Source organism: Actinacidiphila sp. bgisy167 (assembly GCF_057707665.1).
In genome coordinates this window covers 40462-57945 of sequence record NZ_JBYIQP010000014.1, presented here as the reverse complement: position 1 = coordinate 57945, position 17484 = coordinate 40462, and the positions used below count along the sequence as shown (strand labels likewise).

At 69.5% G+C, this 17484-nt stretch carries 12 protein-coding genes; 10 read left to right on the top strand and 2 right to left on the bottom strand.

The window, feature by feature from the left end:
- Positions 1–6: 6 nt before the first annotated feature.
- Positions 7–507 (bottom strand): methylated-DNA--[protein]-cysteine S-methyltransferase, encoded by a 501-nt coding sequence (locus AC3ET4_RS08195; RefSeq protein ID WP_431947500.1) that lies wholly within the window; start codon positions 505–507, stop codon positions 7–9.
- Between the two features lie 9 nt (positions 508–516).
- Entirely contained in the window at positions 517–2007 is a 1491-nt protein-coding gene (locus tag AC3ET4_RS08190; RefSeq protein WP_431947498.1) for an AlkA N-terminal domain-containing protein, read from the bottom strand.
- A gap of 271 nt (positions 2008–2278) precedes the next feature.
- Here AC3ET4_RS08190 and AC3ET4_RS08185 point away from each other — a divergent pair, with 271 nt between their 5' ends.
- The 10 genes from AC3ET4_RS08185 (at position 2279) to dxs (ending at position 17383) form a co-directional block, all read left to right on the top strand.
- A complete protein-coding gene (locus tag AC3ET4_RS08185; RefSeq protein WP_431947496.1) occupies positions 2279–3175 on the top strand; it encodes an aminoglycoside phosphotransferase family protein in 897 nt (298 codons plus the stop codon).
- A gap of 706 nt (positions 3176–3881) precedes the next feature.
- Positions 3882–6599 carry an aconitate hydratase AcnA gene (acnA, locus tag AC3ET4_RS08180; RefSeq protein WP_431947494.1) on the top strand — a complete coding sequence of 906 codons (2718 nt, stop codon included), beginning with the start codon at positions 3882–3884 and terminating at the stop codon, positions 6597–6599.
- Positions 6600–6864: 265 nt separating this feature from the next.
- On the top strand, positions 6865–8262 hold the full coding sequence (ngcE, locus tag AC3ET4_RS08175; RefSeq protein ID WP_431947583.1) for an N-acetylglucosamine/diacetylchitobiose ABC transporter substrate-binding protein: 1398 nt from the start codon (positions 6865–6867) through the stop codon (positions 8260–8262).
- Positions 8263–8363: 101 nt separating this feature from the next.
- Positions 8364–9296 (top strand): carbohydrate ABC transporter permease, encoded by a 933-nt coding sequence (locus AC3ET4_RS08170; protein WP_431947492.1) that lies wholly within the window; start codon positions 8364–8366, stop codon positions 9294–9296.
- Between the two features lie 16 nt (positions 9297–9312).
- The gene (locus AC3ET4_RS08165; RefSeq protein WP_431947490.1) at positions 9313–10248 is read left to right on the top strand and encodes a carbohydrate ABC transporter permease; all 936 of its coding nucleotides are present in this window, start codon (positions 9313–9315) and stop codon (positions 10246–10248) included.
- A gap of 226 nt (positions 10249–10474) precedes the next feature.
- Positions 10475–11671 (top strand): ROK family transcriptional regulator, encoded by a 1197-nt coding sequence (locus AC3ET4_RS08160; RefSeq protein WP_431947488.1) that lies wholly within the window; start codon positions 10475–10477, stop codon positions 11669–11671.
- 146 nt (positions 11672–11817) lie between these two features.
- Positions 11818–12924: a sugar ABC transporter substrate-binding protein gene (locus tag AC3ET4_RS08155; protein WP_431947486.1), complete on the top strand. Its 1107-nt coding sequence runs from the start codon at positions 11818–11820 to the stop codon at positions 12922–12924.
- Positions 12925–13109: 185 nt separating this feature from the next.
- Positions 13110–13898, top strand: a complete 789-nt coding sequence (locus AC3ET4_RS08150; RefSeq protein ID WP_431947484.1) for an ATP-binding cassette domain-containing protein — start codon at positions 13110–13112, stop codon at positions 13896–13898.
- Positions 13895–15193 carry a sugar ABC transporter permease gene (locus AC3ET4_RS08145; RefSeq protein ID WP_431947482.1) on the top strand — a complete coding sequence of 433 codons (1299 nt, stop codon included), beginning with the start codon at positions 13895–13897 and terminating at the stop codon, positions 15191–15193. The genes AC3ET4_RS08150 and AC3ET4_RS08145 overlap by 4 nt, the downstream gene beginning before the upstream one ends.
- Before the next feature lie 261 nt (positions 15194–15454).
- A complete protein-coding gene (gene dxs / locus AC3ET4_RS08140) occupies positions 15455–17383 on the top strand; it encodes a 1-deoxy-D-xylulose-5-phosphate synthase (RefSeq protein WP_431947480.1) in 1929 nt (642 codons plus the stop codon).
- The last annotated feature ends 101 nt before the right edge of the window (positions 17384–17484 follow it).

Below are 17484 nucleotides of genomic sequence, written 5' to 3'. Positions count from 1 at the left end.
ACTATCTCACATGTGAGATGTCAACCCGCGCTCGAGGTCCAGCAGGTACCTCTTGCGCTCCAGCCCGCCCCCGTATCCGGTGAGGCTGCCGGACGCCCCGACCACCCGGTGGCAGGGCACGATGACGCCGACCGGGTTGCGTCCGTTCGCGAGCCCGACGGCGCGCGACGCGCCGGGGCTGCCGAGCTCCTCCGCCAGCTGACCGTATGTCACCACCGAGCCGTACGGGATGGACCGCAGGGCGGCCCAGACACGCTGCTGGAAGGGGGTGCCGCGCAGGTCCAGCGGTAGGTCGAAGGCGGTCAACTCGCCCGCGAAGTAGCCCTCCAGCTGTTCGGCGGCCCCGACGAACGGGGACTCGTCGGAGGCGCGGCGCATGCCGAAGGACTCCTCCGGGGGCCGGTGGCGCTGCGCGGTCATGTAGAGACCGGTCAGGACGCCGTCGGTCGCGACCAGGGTCAGCGGTCCGACGGGGCTGTCGATCAGGGTGTGTGTGCGAAGGGACATGATCGTTCCTCAGGCTCGTTCGTCGGGCAGGACGTTGATCGGGTGGTCGCCGGTGGCCCACAGGTGCTGCACGGCGTAGGCGCGCCACGGTCGCCAGGCGGCGGCCCGCCGGACGAGGGCGGCGGGGGTGGCCGGGAGGCCCAGTTTTTCCGCCGCCAGCCGTACGCCCAGATCGGTGACGGGGAAGGCGTCCGGGTCGCCGAGCGCCCGCATCGCGACCGCCTCGACCGACCACGGGCCGAAGCCCGGCAGCTCCGTGAGCTGCCGCCGTGCCTTCTCCCAGTCGCTGCCGACGTCCAGGTCCAGGCCCTCCTCGGTGAGCGCGGCGACCAGGGTCCGCAGGGTGTCACGCCGGGTGCGCGGCATGGCCAGCGACTGCGGGTCCAGGCCGGTCAGCGCCCATGGGGAGGGGAACAGGCGGGTCAGGCCGCCCCCGGGATCGGTGACGGGCTCGCCGTGCGCCGCCGCCAGCCGGCCGGCCAGGGTGCGCGCCGCGGCGGTCGACACCTGCTGCCCGAGCACGGCGCGCACCGCGAACTCCGCCCCGTCCACCGTGCGCGGCACCCGGCGCCCGGGAGCCTCGTCCACGTAAGGGGCGAGCAGGGGGTCCTCCCGCAGCAGCGCGTCGACGGCGACAGGGTCGGCGTCCAGGTCCAGCAGCCACCGGCAGCGGCTGATGGCGTGCGACAAATCCCGCCAGTCGGTGAGGGAGAGCCGGCAGGCGATGTGGTCGGGCTCGGGCCGCAGGGCCACGATCCCATGGCCGTGCGGCAGCCGCAGGGTGCGGCGGTAGGTGCCCTGCCGCCACTCCTCCACGCCCGGCACGGCGGTCGCGGCCAAATGCCCGAAGAGATTGCCGGGGCACAGCGGCGCCCGGAAGGGCAGCCGCAGTGCCAGGGAGCCCGACACGTCGGGAGCGGGTACGGAATGCCGCGCCCGGGCCGCCCGCGTGCGCAGCTCGCTCGGGGTGAGCGCGAAGACCTCGCGCACGGTGTCGTTGAAGGTGCGGATGCTGCTGAAGCCCGCGGCGAAGGCGACGTCGGCCATGGGCAGCGCCGAGGTCTCGATCAGGAGCCGGGCCGTCTGCGCCCGCTGCGCCCGGGCGAGGGCCAGCGGCCCGGCGCCGAGCTCGGCCCGCAGCTGCCTCTCGACCTGCCGGGAGCTGTAGCCCAGACGTGCCGCGAGCCCCGGCACACCGTCCCGGTCGACGACCCCGTCGGCGATCAGGCGCATGGCGCGAGCCACCAGGTCCGCCCGCTCGTTCCACTCCGGGGAACCGGGTGCGGCGTCGGGGCGGCAGCGCTTGCAGGCGCGGAAGCCGGCCTGCTGGGCAGCGGCCGCGCTCGGGTAGAAGCTCATGTTCTCTGGTTTCGGCGGCATCGCGGGGCAGCCGGGCCGGCAGTAGATGCGGGTGGTCAGCACCGCGGTGAAGAACCACCCGTCGAAACGGGCGTCCTTCGACTGCACGGCGCGCACACAGCGCTCGAAGTCCTCATGCACATTCCCCAGCATCCGTGGCCCGGGAGGGCCGGGGCTAGCGAGAATCCGACATGCATGTGGGCGGGGGCCGCCCGGGACGCAGGTCCCGGCGGCGTGATCTCCGGGGCCCCGTGCCGGAGTCACGCCGCCCGGGCATCGGGCGGTGCCTGCCCGAAAACCCGGTTGATCAGGGCTCTGGAGCATGCGAACGTGGCGGTCGTCTCCGTTGATCCGGCCCGCCGGCGGCGCCTCGTACGGCTGTCGGCAGGGATCCGGGGAAGGGCCTGCGAGCATGACCATGCACGACGACCAAGTGGACGTGACCACCGACATCGTCGCGACCCTGATCCGGGAACAGTTCCCCGAGTGGAGCGGCAGGCCGATCCGGCGCCGGCCGTCGACCGGGACGGTCAACGCCGTCTTCCGCGTCGGGGACGACCTCTCCGCGCGTTTCCCGCTGCGTCGGACCGATCCCGCGGAGGCGCTGGCCGTCCTGGAACGCGAAGCCCGGGCGAGCGCGGAGCTGGCACAGGTGTCCCGGTTCCCCGTTCCCGAACCCGTCGCCCTGGGGAAACCCGGAGCGGGTTTCCCCATGCCGTGGTCGGTCCAGACATGGCTGCCGGGAACAGTCGCCTTCGACGCCGACCCGAGCGGGTCGCACGCTTTCGCCGAGGACCTCGCGGCCTTCATCGCAGGGCTGCGGGACGTCGAGACGCGGGGGCGGCGTTTCAGCGGGGACAACCGTGGCGGCGTCCTCGCCGACCACGACGACTGGATGGCGACGTGCTTCGAGGAGAGCGAAGGGCTGCTCGACGTGCCCCGGCTGCGCCACCTGTGGAGCCGTTTCCGGGAGCTGCCGCGCACGGCTCCCGATGTGATGAGCCACGGCGACCTGATTCCCGGCAACGTACTGGTCGCGGGCGCCCGGCTCGGCGGCGTACTCGACACCGGCGGCTTCGGCCCGGCCGACCCGGCGCTGGATCTGGTCGGCGCCTGGCACCTGCTGCGACCGGGCCCACGGGAGGTGCTCCGGCGGGCACTGGCCTGCGACGATCTGGAGTGGGAGCGCGGCAGGGCATGGGCCTTCGAACAGGCGATGGGCCTCGTCTGGTACTACGCCGAGAGCAATCCGACGATGAGCGCGATGGGCCGCCGGACACTCGAGCGCATCCTGGAGCCGACGCGGTGACGCCGCCCCGGTCGTAGAAGGATGTGCCGCGCCGGCAGCGCCCTGACCACCGACCGCACCGGGGCTGCTGAGGACCGCCGGCGGCCGCCGGTTGGGCGTGCCCATGAGCTCGTCCATGAAGTGATCGGCAGGCTGCCCGACATCCGGACCGTCCGTGACCGCTTCCGCGCCATGGCGATCCCGGCCGCGATTTTGCGCCGAGAGCGGGACCCCCGCCGCTGATCTCGGCGGTGCCCGCCCCGGCCCTCGGCACTCCCGGGGTGCCGGCAGCCGCCGGTGGACGGTGGCCGGGCCGGGGCTCCCGGCCCGGCCACCCCGGCTCCCGCCCGCGGCCCGCCCCGTCCGGCGTCGTGCCGGTCAGCGGGCCGGTCACCGCACAGTGGCCCCCATCGGGCACGCGACGCTCCGCGGCGACGCCTACCGCTGGGGAAGCACTCCAGGCCGAGGCGCTGAGCACGGGGTGGCCGCGCGCGCACCGGTTCCCCCTCCGTCTCCCGGGAGAGCCGGCCCGGAACGATCCGGCGGCCCAGCGCATGACCGGGCAGCGGTGATGTACTAGAGTTATCTCGACATCGAGATATCTGCCCAGGCGCACCGCTGCCGCTACAGGTGAGGCTGACCTTACTTAGTCTTACCTGAGCGGATCGGCCAGGGGTCGAAGCGGCAGCATTGCGGTGGTACGCGCAAAGTTACGAAGGAGACTGTCGTGTCGGCGAACAGCTTCGACGCCCGCAGCACCCTGCAGGTGGGCGACGAGTCGTACGAGATCTTCCGGCTGGACAAGGTGGAGGGCTCCGCGCGCCTCCCCTACAGCCTGAAGGTGCTGCTGGAGAACCTGCTCCGCACCGAGGACGGCGCGAACATCACCGCCGACCACATCCGCGCGCTCGGCGGCTGGGACTCCCAGGCGCAGCCGAGCCAGGAGATCCAGTTCACGCCGGCCCGTGTGATCATGCAGGACTTCACCGGTGTGCCGTGCGTGGTCGACCTCGCCACCATGCGCGAGGCCGTCAAGGAGCTGGGCGGCGACCCGTCCCGCATCAACCCGCTGGCCCCGGCCGAGCTGGTCATCGACCACTCCGTGATCGCCGACAAGTTCGGCACCCCGGACTCCTTCGCGCAGAACGTGGAGCTGGAGTACGGCCGCAACAAGGAGCGCTACCAGTTCCTGCGCTGGGGCCAGACCGCGTTCGACGAGTTCAAGGTCGTCCCGCCGGGCACCGGCATCGTCCACCAGGTGAACATCGAGCACCTGGCCCGCACGGTGATGGTCCGAGGCGGCCAGGCGTACCCCGACACCCTGGTCGGCACCGACTCGCACACCACGATGGTCAACGGCCTCGGCGTCCTCGGCTGGGGCGTCGGCGGCATCGAGGCCGAGGCCGCCATGCTCGGCCAGCCGGTCTCCATGCTGATCCCGCGCGTCGTCGGCTTCAAGCTGACGGGCGAGCTGCCCACCGGCACCACCGCCACCGACCTCGTGCTGACCATCACCGAGATGCTGCGCAAGCACGGTGTCGTCGGCAAGTTCGTCGAGTTCTACGGCGAGGGCGTCGCCGCCACCTCGCTGGCCAACCGCGCCACCATCGGCAACATGTCGCCGGAGTTCGGCTCCACCGCGGCGATCTTCCCGATCGATGCGGAGACCATCAACTACCTGAAGCTGACCGGCCGTTCGGAGCAGCAGCTCGCGCTCGTCGAGGCGTACGCCAAGGAGCAGGGCCTGTGGCTGGACCCGGCCGCCGAGCCGGACTTCTCCGAGAAGCTGGAGCTCGACCTCTCCACGGTCGTCCCGTCCATCGCCGGCCCGAAGCGCCCGCAGGACCGCATCGTCCTGGCCAACGCCGCAGAGCAGTTCAAGAGCGACGTGCGCAACTACGTCGAGGACGCCGCCGACGAGGCGGGCAAGGAGTCCTTCCCGGCCTCCGACGCCCCGGCCACCGCCAACGGGGTCCCGACCCGCCCGACCGTGGTCACCGCCCCCGACGGCTCGACCTATGAGATCGACCACGGCGCCGTCACCGTCGCCGCGATCACCTCCTGCACCAACACCTCCAACCCGTACGTCATGGTCGCCGCCGCCCTGGTGGCCAAGAAGGCGGTCGAGAAGGGCCTGACCCGCAAGCCCTGGGTGAAGACCACCCTGGCCCCGGGCTCCAAGGTCGTCATGGACTACTACGACCGCGCCGGCCTCACCCCGTACCTCGACAAGATGGGCTTCAACCTCGTCGGGTACGGCTGCACGACCTGCATCGGCAACTCCGGCCCGCTCCCGGACGAGGTCTCCAAGGCCGTCAACGAGCACGACCTGGCCGTGACCTCGGTGCTGTCGGGCAACCGCAACTTCGAGGGCCGGATCAACCCGGACGTCAAGATGAACTACCTGGCGTCCCCGCCGCTGGTCGTCGCGTACGCCATCGCCGGCTCCATGAAGGTGGACATCACCAAGGACGCCATCGGCGCCGACACCGACGGCAACCCGGTCTTCCTGCGGGACATCTGGCCCTCCGAGCAGGAGGTCAACGAGGTCGTCGCCTCCGCGATCGGCCAGGACATGTTCAGCACCTCCTACCAGGACGTCTTCGCCGGCGACGCCCAGTGGCAGTCGCTGCCGATCCCGACCGGCAACACCTTCGAGTGGGACCCGCAGTCCACCTACGTCCGCAAGCCCCCGTACTTCGAGGGCATGACCATGGAGCCGGACCCGGTCACCGACATCACCGGCGCCCGTGTGCTGGCGAAGCTGGGCGACTCGGTCACCACCGACCACATCTCCCCGGCCGGCGCCATCAAGGCCGACACCCCGGCCGGCACGTACCTCACCGAGCACGGTGTGGAGCGCCGCGACTTCAACTCCTACGGTTCCCGCCGCGGCAACCACGAGGTCATGATCCGCGGCACGTTCGCCAACATCCGCCTGCGCAACCAGATCGCGCCGGGCACCGAGGGCGGCTACACCCGCGACTTCACGCAGGAGGGCGGCCCGGTCTCCTTCATCTACGACGCGTCGCAGAACTACCAGGCCGCCGGCACCCCGCTGGTCGTCCTGGCGGGCAAGGAGTACGGCTCCGGCTCCTCGCGCGACTGGGCCGCGAAGGGCACCGCGCTGCTGGGCGTCAAGGCCGTCATCGCCGAGTCGTACGAGCGCATCCACCGCTCCAACCTGATCGGCATGGGCGTGCTGCCGCTGCAGTTCCCCGAGGGCTCCTCGGCGGACTCGCTGGGCCTGACCGGTGAGGAGACCTTCTCGTTCTCCGGCATCACCGCGCTCAACGACGGCACCACCCCGCGCACCGTCAAGGTGACGACCGACACCGGCGTCGAGTTCGACGCCGTGGTCCGCATCGACACCCCCGGTGAGGCGGACTACTACCGCAACGGCGGCATCATGCAGTACGTCCTGCGCTCCCTGATCCGCAAGTAAGGATCACGTCCGCCGGGTATCGGCGACGGGCCCGCACCCCTTCGGGGGTGCGGGCCCGTCGGCGTTACCGGCAGGTCTCAACTAGGGAAAGCCGGCCGCCAATAGCGCACATGACCTTGCCCAGTTGACGAAGAGTGGACTATACCTGTCGGCGTCCAGGAGGCCCGCTGAACGCGGGCTTGCGCGGGGGGAACGGCGGGTGCGTTGCCCGTGCACAGATTCAACTCCGCACCGCATGGGTCCTGGGGAAGGTGAGGACTTGAGCATGAGATCCGACGTCAACCGGCGTGATCTGATCAAGCGGGCGGCAGCGGTGGGCCTGTTGGCCGCTCCCTCCGCGGGTCTGCTGAGTGCCTGTGCGTCCAGTGGCGGCAACAACGACAAGGGCGGTGCCGCTAAGGGCGAGAAGTCCAAGGACAACCCGTTCGGCGTGGCCAACGACGCCCCCCTGGACGTCGTGATCTTCAAGGGCGGCTACGGCGACGCGTACGCCATCGAGTTCGAGAAGATCTACAAGAAGAGGTTCTCCGGAGCCAAGATCAGCCACCTCGGCACCCAGGAGATCACCGGAAAGCTCCAGCCCCGCTTCAACGCCGGCAACCCCCCGGACGTCGTCGACGACTCCGGCGCCCAGCAGATCAAGCTGGACGTGCTCTACAAGAGCGGCCAGCTCACCGACCTCACCCCCCTTCTCGACGCGCCCTACATCGACGACCCGAGCAAGAAGATCAGGGACGTCCTGCAGCCCGGCACGATCGAGATCGGCAGCTTCGACGACGGCAAGATGTACCAGCTGTCCTACATCTACACCGTCTGGGGTCTGTGGTACTCCGGCAAGCTCTTCAAGGAGAAGGGCTGGACCGCGCCGAAGACGTGGGCCGACTTCATGTCCCTCTCCGAGGAGATCAAGAAGGCGGGCATCGCGCCCTTCTGCCACCAGGGCAAGTACCCGTACTACATCAACATCGTGGTCATGGACCTGATCGCCAAGCACGGCGGACTCGAGCTGGTGAAGCGGATCGACAGCCTCGACCCGACCGTGTGGGACGAGGACGCCGCCAAGGTGGCCGTCGAGTCCGTCTACCAGATCGCCGACAAGGGCTACCTGCTCCCCGGCACCAACGGCATGACCCACATCGAGTCGCAGACCGCCTGGAACGAGGGCAAGGCCGCCTTCATCCCCTGCGGTTCGTGGCTGGAGAACGAGCAGCTCAAGGCCACTCCGTCCGACTTCGAGATGACCTTTCTGCCGATTCCCTCGCTCGAGGGCGACAAGCTGCCCTTCGAGGCGATCCGGGCCGGTGCCGGTGAGCCCTTCATCGTCCCCAAGAAGGCCAAGAACCAGGCCGGCGGCCTGGAGTTCTTGCGGATCATGCTCACCAAGGAAGCCTCGAGCACGTTCGCTCAGACGGCCAACTCGCTGACCGTGCTCAAGGACGGCGTCGGATCCGACGTCCAGCTGCGCCCGGGCACCAAGTCCACGGTCACCGCGCTCAGTGCTGCCGGAAGCAACGTCTTCAACTACAGCTACATCAACACGCAGAGCGCCTTCGACACCGACGTGCAGAACGCCAGCGCCGAGCTGATGGCCAAGCGCATCAAGCCCGCCGACTGGCTGAAGCGGGTCAAGGCGGCCGCCGAGAAGGCCAAGAAGGGCTCTTAGTCCCCGCCGGCCCTCGCGCACCGGGGCCCGGTGCCCCCGGACACGGATCCGGGGGCGTGCGGGCCCCGGTGCGACGGCCCCCCGATGGCAGGAGCAGCGCCATGCGTCACCGCAAGTACCCGTTCATCGCGGGATTCCTCTTCTTCCCGGTCGTGCTCTACGTCGTCTTCGTGATCTGGCCGTATCTCCAGACCTTCGGGTATTCCCTGACGGACTGGTCCGGGCAGTCCCAGGAGATGCACTTCGTCGGTCTGGAGAACTACACGAAGCTCTTCGGGGACCACGTCTTCCTGCAGGCGCTGCGGCACAATGTGCTGCTGCTGGTGTTCCTGCCGGTGATCACGATCCTGCTGGCGCTCTTCTTCGCCTTCATGCTCAATGTGGGGGGCCGCGGCGGCACCACGGGCGTCCGGGGCGTGGCCGGATCCGCCTTCTACAAGATCGTTTTCTTCTTCCCCCAGGTGCTTTCCGTCGCCATTCTCGTGGTGCTCTTCCAGGCGGTCTACCGCAGTGACGGAAGCGGCCTGCTGAACGGCATCCTCATCGCACTGCACCTCGAGGACCCGAGCGCCCCGATCGAATGGCTCAACAGCCCCGACCTCGTCATGTGGTGCCTGCTGGGCGTGCAGATCTGGGCCGGTGTGGGCTTCTATCTGGTGCTCTTCTCGGCGGCCATGCAGTCCATTCCCAAGGACATCTACGAGGCCGCCCTGCTCGACGGCGCCGGCCGCCTGCAGACCTTCTTCAAGGTGACGCTCCCCCTGCTGTGGGACAGCGTGCAGACGGCCTGGGTGTACCTCGCCATCGCCGCGATGGACTTCTTCGTCCTGGCCTCGGTCCTCACACCGGGATCGAATTTCGGCGGCGGCCCCGACCACCACGGCGAGGTCATGGCGACCTACCTGATGCGCAACTTCCTCACCTTCGGCAAGAGCGGCTACGCCTGCGCCATGGGCGTCGTCATCCTCTTCCTCACCCTGATCCTTTCCGCCGTCGCGCTGCGGTTCTCCCGCCGCGACCGCATCGAGTTCTGAGCGGGGAGCGCATCCCATGGCCACTCCCATCAAGCAGCCCACCGCGGCACCGGTCCCCACCGGACGGCCCGCGCGCGCCGGCGGCAGGAAAGCGGACCGGGAACGTTTCGCCGACAGCGGCGCGACGCTCAACGTGTTCTCGCACGGCTTCCTGGTCCTGTGGGGCGTGTTGATCATCCTGCCGCTGGCATGGATCGTCCTCGGCTCCTTCAAGAACAACTCGGAGATCGGCGCGAGCGCCTGGTCCTGGCCATCGCAGTGGTCCTTCGACGCCTTCTCCCGGGCCTGGGAGAAGGGCATCGGCGAGTTCTTCGTGAACACGATGATCGTGCTGGTGTTCTCGGTACCGCTGACCATGCTGCTGGGGTCGATGGCCGCCTACGTTCTGGCGCGCTACGAGTTCCCCGGCAACCGGGCCGTCTTCTACCTGTTCGTCGGCGGGGCGATGTTCCCGGTGTACCTCGCCCTCGTGCCGCTGTTCTTCATGGTCAGCAACCTGGGCATGCTCAACACCTACCAGGGCCTGATCCTGGTCTACGTCGCCTACTCGCTGCCCTTCACCGTCTTCTTCATGCACTCCTTCTTCCGGACCCTGCCCACGGCGGTGCACGAGGCGGCCATGATCGACGGCTGCTCCCACTCCCGGGCGTTCTTCCAGGTGATGCTGCCGATGGCCAAGCCGGGCCTGATCAGCGTGGGCATCTTCAACGTGCTGGGCCAGTGGAACCAGTACATCCTGCCGATGACCCTGATGCAGCAGCAGTCGAGCAGCGACCCGGACCGGTCGATGCTGGCCCAGGGACTGGTCAACCTGGCGCAGCAGCAGGGGTACTCGGGTGACTACCCGGCGCTCTTCGCGGGCATGACGATCGCGATGCTGCCGGTGCTCGTCGTGTACCTCTCCTTCCAGCGGCAGGTGCAGGCCGGTCTGACGGCCGGCACCTTGAAGTGACCGCGGTGTCACTCCACGCGACTGCCGCCGGACGGCCGGTTCGCGCAACGGAAGCGGTCCCGCCGAATGCGGGGCCGCTTCCGGATGTTTCGGGGCATTGCGTCAGCGGTCTGGTTCTTCCCCTTGACTCTAAGCGCGCCTGAAGGCTTGCTTAGAGTTCACATGTTGTAGACGACGGGGTCTCATCGACGTGGCTCCCGTCCGGTTCGGCAGGAGTGGAATGGTCGTGGAGACTCCGGGATCCCAGTCGTCGCTGCACCGGGCCAATCTCGAGCGGGTGGTGCGGGCGGTACGCCTCGCGGGTTCGCTGACGCAGGCCGAGATCGCCCGGACGACGGGCCTTTCCGCCGCGACGGTCTCCAACATCGTCCGCGAGCTGCGCGACAACGGGACCGTCGAGGTCACTCCGACCTCCTCCGGAGGGCGCCGGGCCCGCGCGGTGTCGCTCTCCGGCGACGCGGGCGTCGTCGTGGGCGTCGACTTCGGGCACTCCCACCTGCGGGTCGCGGTCGGCAACCTGGCGCACCAGGTGCTCGCCGAGCAGTCCGAGCCGATCGACGTGGACGCCTCGGCCTCCGAGGGCTTCGACCGCGCCGAACAGCTGGTCGCGCGGCTGATCGAGTCCCGCGGCATCAGCCCCGAGAAGGTGATCGGCGTCGGCCTCGGCGTCCCGGGCCCGATCGACGTGGAGACCGGCGCGCTGGGGTCGACGACGATCCTGCCGGGCTGGGGCGGCATCAACCCGCGCCAGGAACTCGCCGAGCGGCTGCGCATGCCGGTCCAGGTGGACAACGACGCCAATCTCGGCGCCCTCGGCGAGCTGGTCTGGGGCAGCGGCCGAGGGGTGCGGGACCTTGCGTACATCAAGGTGGCCAGCGGTGTGGGCGCCGGGCTGGTGATCGAGGGCCGCATCTACCGCGGTCCCGGCGGCACCGCGGGTGAGATCGGCCACATCACGCTGGACGAGTCCGGTCCGGTCTGCCGCTGCGGCAACCGCGGCTGCCTGGAGACCTTCACCGCCGCCCGCTACGTGCTGGACCTGCTGCGCGGCAGCCACGGCCCGGACCTCACCCTGGCGCGCATGGTCCAGCTGGGCCGCGAGGGCGACCCCGGCTGCCGCCGCGTCATCGGGGACGTCGGCCGGCACGTCGGCATGGGGGTGGCCAGCCTCGCCAATATCCTGAACCCCAGCCGGGTGGTGCTCGGCGGCGACCTCGCGGAGGCCGGGGAACTGGTGCTGGCCCCCCTGCGGGAGTCCGTTGCGCGGTACGCGATCCCCAGCGCCGCGCGCCGCCTGTCGGTCGTCTCCGGAGCCTTGGGGGCCCGCGCGGAGGTGCTGGGCGCGCTGGCGCTGGCGCTGAGCGAGGTGGGGGACTCGGCCCTGCTGAATGCCGGTGCGCCGACGGCGGTTGGGGCGCGGTGAAGATCACTGAGCGTTCATCTAGATAACGAAACGCACCGTTGCCATCTCGTTAAGTATTTACTTCTTGACGCCAAGCCTGTAGGCGAGTTGACTCTCGCTCACCTCGGTCGCAGTCTCTTGCGGCCCTGTCAGGGAGGCAACCCCACATGAACGCAATGATGCGTCGCGTCGTGATCGGCACCGCGGCCGTCACCATGGCCCTTTCCGTCGCCGCCTGCGGCAAGGCGGGCGACGACAAGGCTGAAGGCGGCAGCAGCAGCGCCGGCAGCAGCAAGAACCAGTCCATCGGCCTGCTGCTTCCCGACAGCGTCACCGCGCGCTACGAGAAGTTCGACAAGCCGCTGTTCGAGGCCAAGGTCAAGGAGCTGTGCGCGGGCTGCACGGTGGAGTACGCGAACGCCGCCGGTGACTCCGCCAAGCAGGCCCAGCAGGTCAGCACCATGATCACCAAGGGTGTCAAGGTGATCGTGATCAGCGCCAAGGACGCCAAGGCCATCAAGACCTCCGTCCAGGCCGCGGTCGACAAGGGCATCAAGGTCGTCGCCTACGACCGCCTCGCCGAGGGCCCGGTCTCCGCCTACGTCTCCTTCGACAACAAGAAGGTCGGCGAGCTGCAGGGCCAGGCGCTCCTCGACGCGCTCGGCGACAAGGCCAAGCCGTCGACGAACGTCGTCATGATCAACGGCGACGACGCCGACCCGAACGCCGCCGACTTCAAGGCGGGCGCCCACTCCGCCCTCGACGGCAAGGTGAAGATCGCCTACGAGCAGAGCGGTCTGTGGGACGACAACGTCGCCAACCAGAAGATGACGGCGGCCATCACCCAGCTCAAGGCCAAGAACATCGCGGGCGTCTACTCGGCCAACGACGCCATGGCCAGCGGTATCGCCACCGCCCTCAAGGGCGCCGGCATCAGCGGCATTCCGGTGACCGGCCAGGACGCCGAACTCGCGGGCATCCAGCGGATCATCGCGGGCACGCAGTCCAGCACGGTCTACAAGGCCTTCAAGCCCGAGGCCGACGCCGCCGCCCAGCTCGCGGTCAACCTGCTCGAGGGCAAGAGCATCGACTCGCTGGCCACCACCACGCTGACCAGCGGTTCCGGTGACAAGGTCCCGTCCCAGCTGCTGACCCCGGTCTCGGTGACCAAGGCCAACGTCAAGGACACGGTCATCGCGGACAAGCTGTACTCCGTCTCCGAGATCTGCACGGCCGAGTTCGCCAAGGCCTGCAAGGCCGCCGGCATCGAGTAAACCGGCTGGTCCTCCCTCCGGAGGCCGCTACACGGACCCGTCCGGAGCCACGCCCCGTCCGACAACCCCGCTGACGGGGCGGGCTCCGGACGGACGATCCGTTCGTTCATGTAAAGCTGTGCCTCGCGCACACCCCCTCCGCGCATCTCAAGCGCGGCATCCCCGCCGGTCAGGCGGCGAAGGAGATGGTTCACGTGTCCGCTACGCCCGTGCTGGCGTTGCGCGGAGTCTCCAAGCGATTCGGTGCGGTCCAGGCCCTCACCGATGTCGATCTGGAGATCCACGCCGGTGAGGTCGTCGCGCTCGTCGGCGACAACGGCGCAGGTAAGTCGACGTTGGTCAAGACGATCGCCGGCGTCCACCCCATCGATGAAGGCGTCATCGAGTGGGAGGGCAAGCCGGTCAGCATCGACAAGCCGCAGGACGCCCAGGGCTTGGGAATCGCGACGGTCTACCAGGACCTCGCGCTCTGCGACAACCTCGACGTCGTCGCCAACCTCTACCTCGGCCGGGAGCTCAAGCGCGCCGGAGTGATCGACGAGGTCGCCATGGAGGCGAAGTCCAGGGAGCTGCTGAGCACCCTGTCGATCCGCATCCCCAGCGTCCGGATCCCGATCGCCAGCCTGTCGGGTGGTCAGCGGCAGGTCGTCGCCATCGCCCGCGCCCTGATCGGCGAGCCCAAGCTGGTCATCCTCGACGAGCCCACCGCCGCCCTCGGCGTGGAGCAGACGGCCCAGGTGCTCGACCTGGTGGAGCGGCTGCGCCAGCGCGGCCTCGCCGTCATCCTCATCAGCCACAACATGGTGGACGTCAAGGCCGTCGCGGACCGCGTCGCTGTGCTGCGGCTCGGCCGCAACAACGGCGTGTTCGACGTCAAGACCACGTCCCACGAAGAAATCATCTCCGCGATCACCGGCGCCACGGACAACGCCGTGACCCGCCGTCAGGCGCGGCGCACGGAGGCTGCAAAGTGAGCGACACGTCGAAGACCGTAGAGCAGGACGCGGCGGCAGCGGTCGAGGAGGCGCCCGCGGCGGCGGTTCCCCTGGTCGACCCGCGCCTGCTCGTCCGTGAAGAGGGCCTCAAGGGCTACATCACGGAGTTCAAGCGCAAGGTACGCGGCGGTGAGCTGGGCTCGCTGCCGGTCGTCATCGGCCTGATCATCATCTGGACCGTCTTCCAGACCCAGTCGAGCAACTTCCTGACCGCGGGCAACCTCGCCGACATCGGCTTCTTCCTGACCTCCACGGGCATGCTCGCCATCGGTCTGGTCTTCGTGCTGCTGCTCGGCGAGATCGACCTGTCGGTGGGCTCGGTCAGCGGTCTGGCGTCCTCGCTCTTCGCGATCATGGCGACCACCCACGGGATGAACCCGTGGCTCGCGCTGATCCTGACGATCCTGACCGGCATCGTCATCGGCGCCCTGCACGGCTGGTTCTTCGCCAAGATCGGCGTGCCGGCGTTCGTCGTCACCCTCGCCGGCTTCCTCGGCTGGAACGGCCTGATGCTGCAGCTGCTCGGCGACACCGGAAGCCTCTCGATCGCGGACGGCGGCCCGCTGCACATCCTGGGCAAGCAGTCCTTCTTCCTCGACCAGGACATCGCCGGCGCCTACCTGCTGGCGGGTCTCGGCACGGTGGCCATGCTCGCCGGGTCGGTCATCGACCAGCGCCGCCGCCGCGCGGCCGGGGTGCCCTTCCGTCCCACGAGCGAGATCGCGCTGCGCGTCGGCGCCCTCGCGGTGGTCTCCTTCGTCGCCGCCTACGTGCTGAACCAGGCGAGCGGCGTGCCGAACGCACTGGTCATCTTCCTGGCGGCGCTGGTGATCACCGACTTCGTGCTCCGCCGCACCTCCTACGGCCGGAAGATCTTCGCGGTCGGTGGCGGCATCGAGGCCGCCCGCCGGGCCGGTATCAACGTCGCCCTGATCCGTATCTCCGTGTTCGCCATCTCCGGTATGTTCGCGGCGATCGGCGGTCTGTTCTTCGCCGCCCAGACCTACACCGCCTCGCTCGGCGCGGGCGGCGGCAACTACCTGATGCTGGCCATCGCGGCCGCGGTCATCGGCGGCACCAGCCTCTTCGGCGGTCGCGGCAACGTCTGGTCCGCCCTGCTGGGCATGCTGGTCATCCAGTCCATCCAGACCGGCCTGAACCTGCTCAACATGAACACCGCGCTGCAGTACATGATCACCGCCGCGGTGCTCCTCGCCGCCGTGGTCATCGACTCGGTTTCGCGCAAGAGCCAGAAGGCCGCCGGCCGCGGCTGAGACCCGGCTTCGTACGCACCGGTAGTGTGACGTGCCCGGCGCGGGGAGGAGGTTCCTCCCGGCGCCGGGCACAGGCGTATGCGCCCGGTGTCCCGCGGGAGCCGGAAGGCCGCCGGCCGCGGCTGAGGCCCCGTACGCACCGGTAGTGTGTCGTGCCCGGCGCGGGGAAGATCATCCCAGCGCCGGGCACAGGCGTGTGCGGTGCTGAAAACGCGAACACATACACTCGGGTAACCGGTAAGCGACAACAAGGAGGCACGGGTGGCGCTGCTGACCCGTATCAAGGGACCGCGCGACCTCGACCGGCTCACCCCGGAGCAGCTGGTCGAGCTGGCAGGCGAGATCCGTACCTTCCTGGTCGACGAGGTCTCCAAGACGGGCGGGCACCTGGGGCCGAACCTCGGTGTCGTCGAACTGACCATCGCCCTCCACCGCGTCTTCGACTCGCCGAAGGACAAGGTGCTGTGGGACACCGGACACCAGTCCTACGTCCACAAGCTGCTCACCGGACGGCAGGACTTCACCAAGCTCAAGAGCAAGGGCGGCCTGTCCGGCTACCCTTCGCGCGCCGAGTCCGAACACGACGTCATCGAGAACAGCCACGCCTCCACGGTGCTCGGCTGGGCCGACGGCCTGGCCAAGGCCAACGAGCTGCTGGGCAAGCGCGACCACACCGTCGCCGTCATCGGTGACGGCGCCCTGACCGGCGGCATGGCCTGGGAGGCGCTGAACAACATCGCCGCCGCAAAGGACCGCCCACTGGTCATCGTCGTCAACGACAACGAGCGTTCCTACGCCCCGACCATCGGCGGGCTCGCCAACCACCTCGCCACGCTGCGCACCACCGACGGCTACGAACGCTTCCTCAGCCGCACCAAGGAGCTGCTGGAGCGTACCCCCGTCATCGGCCAGCCGCTGTACGAGACCCTGCACGGCGCCAAGAAGGGCTTCAAGGACTTCATCGCCCCGCAGGGCATGTTCGAGGACCTGGGCCTGAAGTACGTCGGCCCGATCGACGGCCATGACATCGCCGCGCTGGAGTCCGCGCTGCAGCGCGCGAAGCGCTTCGGCGGCCCGGTCATCGTGCACTGCCTCACCGAGAAGGGCCGCGGCTACACCCCGGCCCTGCAGGACGAGGCGGACCGCTTCCACGCCGTCGGCAAGATCCACCCCGACACCGGCCTGCCCATCGCCGCCTCGGGCGCGGACTGGACCTCGGTCTTCGCCGAGGAGATGGTCGAGCTCGGCAAGGAGCGCGAGGACATCGTCGCCATCACCGCGGCGATGCTCCAGCCCGTCGGCCTGGACAAGTTCGCCAAGGCCTTCCCCGAGCGCGTCTACGACGTCGGCATCGCCGAGCAGCACGCCGCCGTCTCGGCGGCGGGCCTGGCGACCGGCGGACTGCACCCGGTGGTCGCCGTCTACGCGACCTTCCTCAACCGCGCCTTCGACCAGGTCCTGATGGACGTCGCGCTGCACAAGTGCGGTGTGACCTTCGTCCTGGACCGCGCCGGCATCACCGGCACCGACGGCGCCTCGCACAACGGGATGTGGGACCTGTCGATCCTCCAGGTCGTCCCCGGTCTGCGGATCGCCGCCCCGCGCGACGCCGACCAGGTGCGGGCCCAACTGCGCGAGGCCGTGGCGGTCGAGGACGCGCCGACCGTGGTCCGCTACTCCAAGGGCGCGGTCGGCCCCGCGGTCAAGGCGGTCGGCACGGTCGGCGGCATGGACGTACTGCGCGAGGCCAAGACCCAGAGCGACGGCGGCACACCGGACGTCCTGCTGGTCTCCGTCGGCGCGCTCGCCCCGATGTGCCTGGAGATCGCCGACCTGCTCGACGCCCAGGGCATCACCACCACCGTCGTCGACCCCCGCTGGGTCAAGCCCGTCGACGAGGCCCTGCCCGGCCTCGCCGCCGGCCACAAGGTCGTCGTCACGGTCGAGGACAACGGACGCGTCGGGGGAGTCGGCTCCGCCGTCGCCCAGGCCCTGCGCGACGCGAACGTGGACGTGCCGCTGCGCGACTTCGGCATTCCGCAGCAGTTCCTGGACCACGCGAACCGCAGGGAGGTCATGGCCGAGATCGGCCTGACCGCCCCGGACATCGCACGCCAGGTGACCGGCCTGGTCAGCCGGCTGCAGGGGCGCTACGCCGACGAGCCCGCGCCGCAGGTCGCGAGCGACTGACGCCGCTCCCCGTCCCTCCTGTGACACCGGGCCGGGCGACACCCTTACGGGTGATCGCCCGGCCCTTCTGCCGAGGTGTAGGCGCGCCAGATCCGGTCACA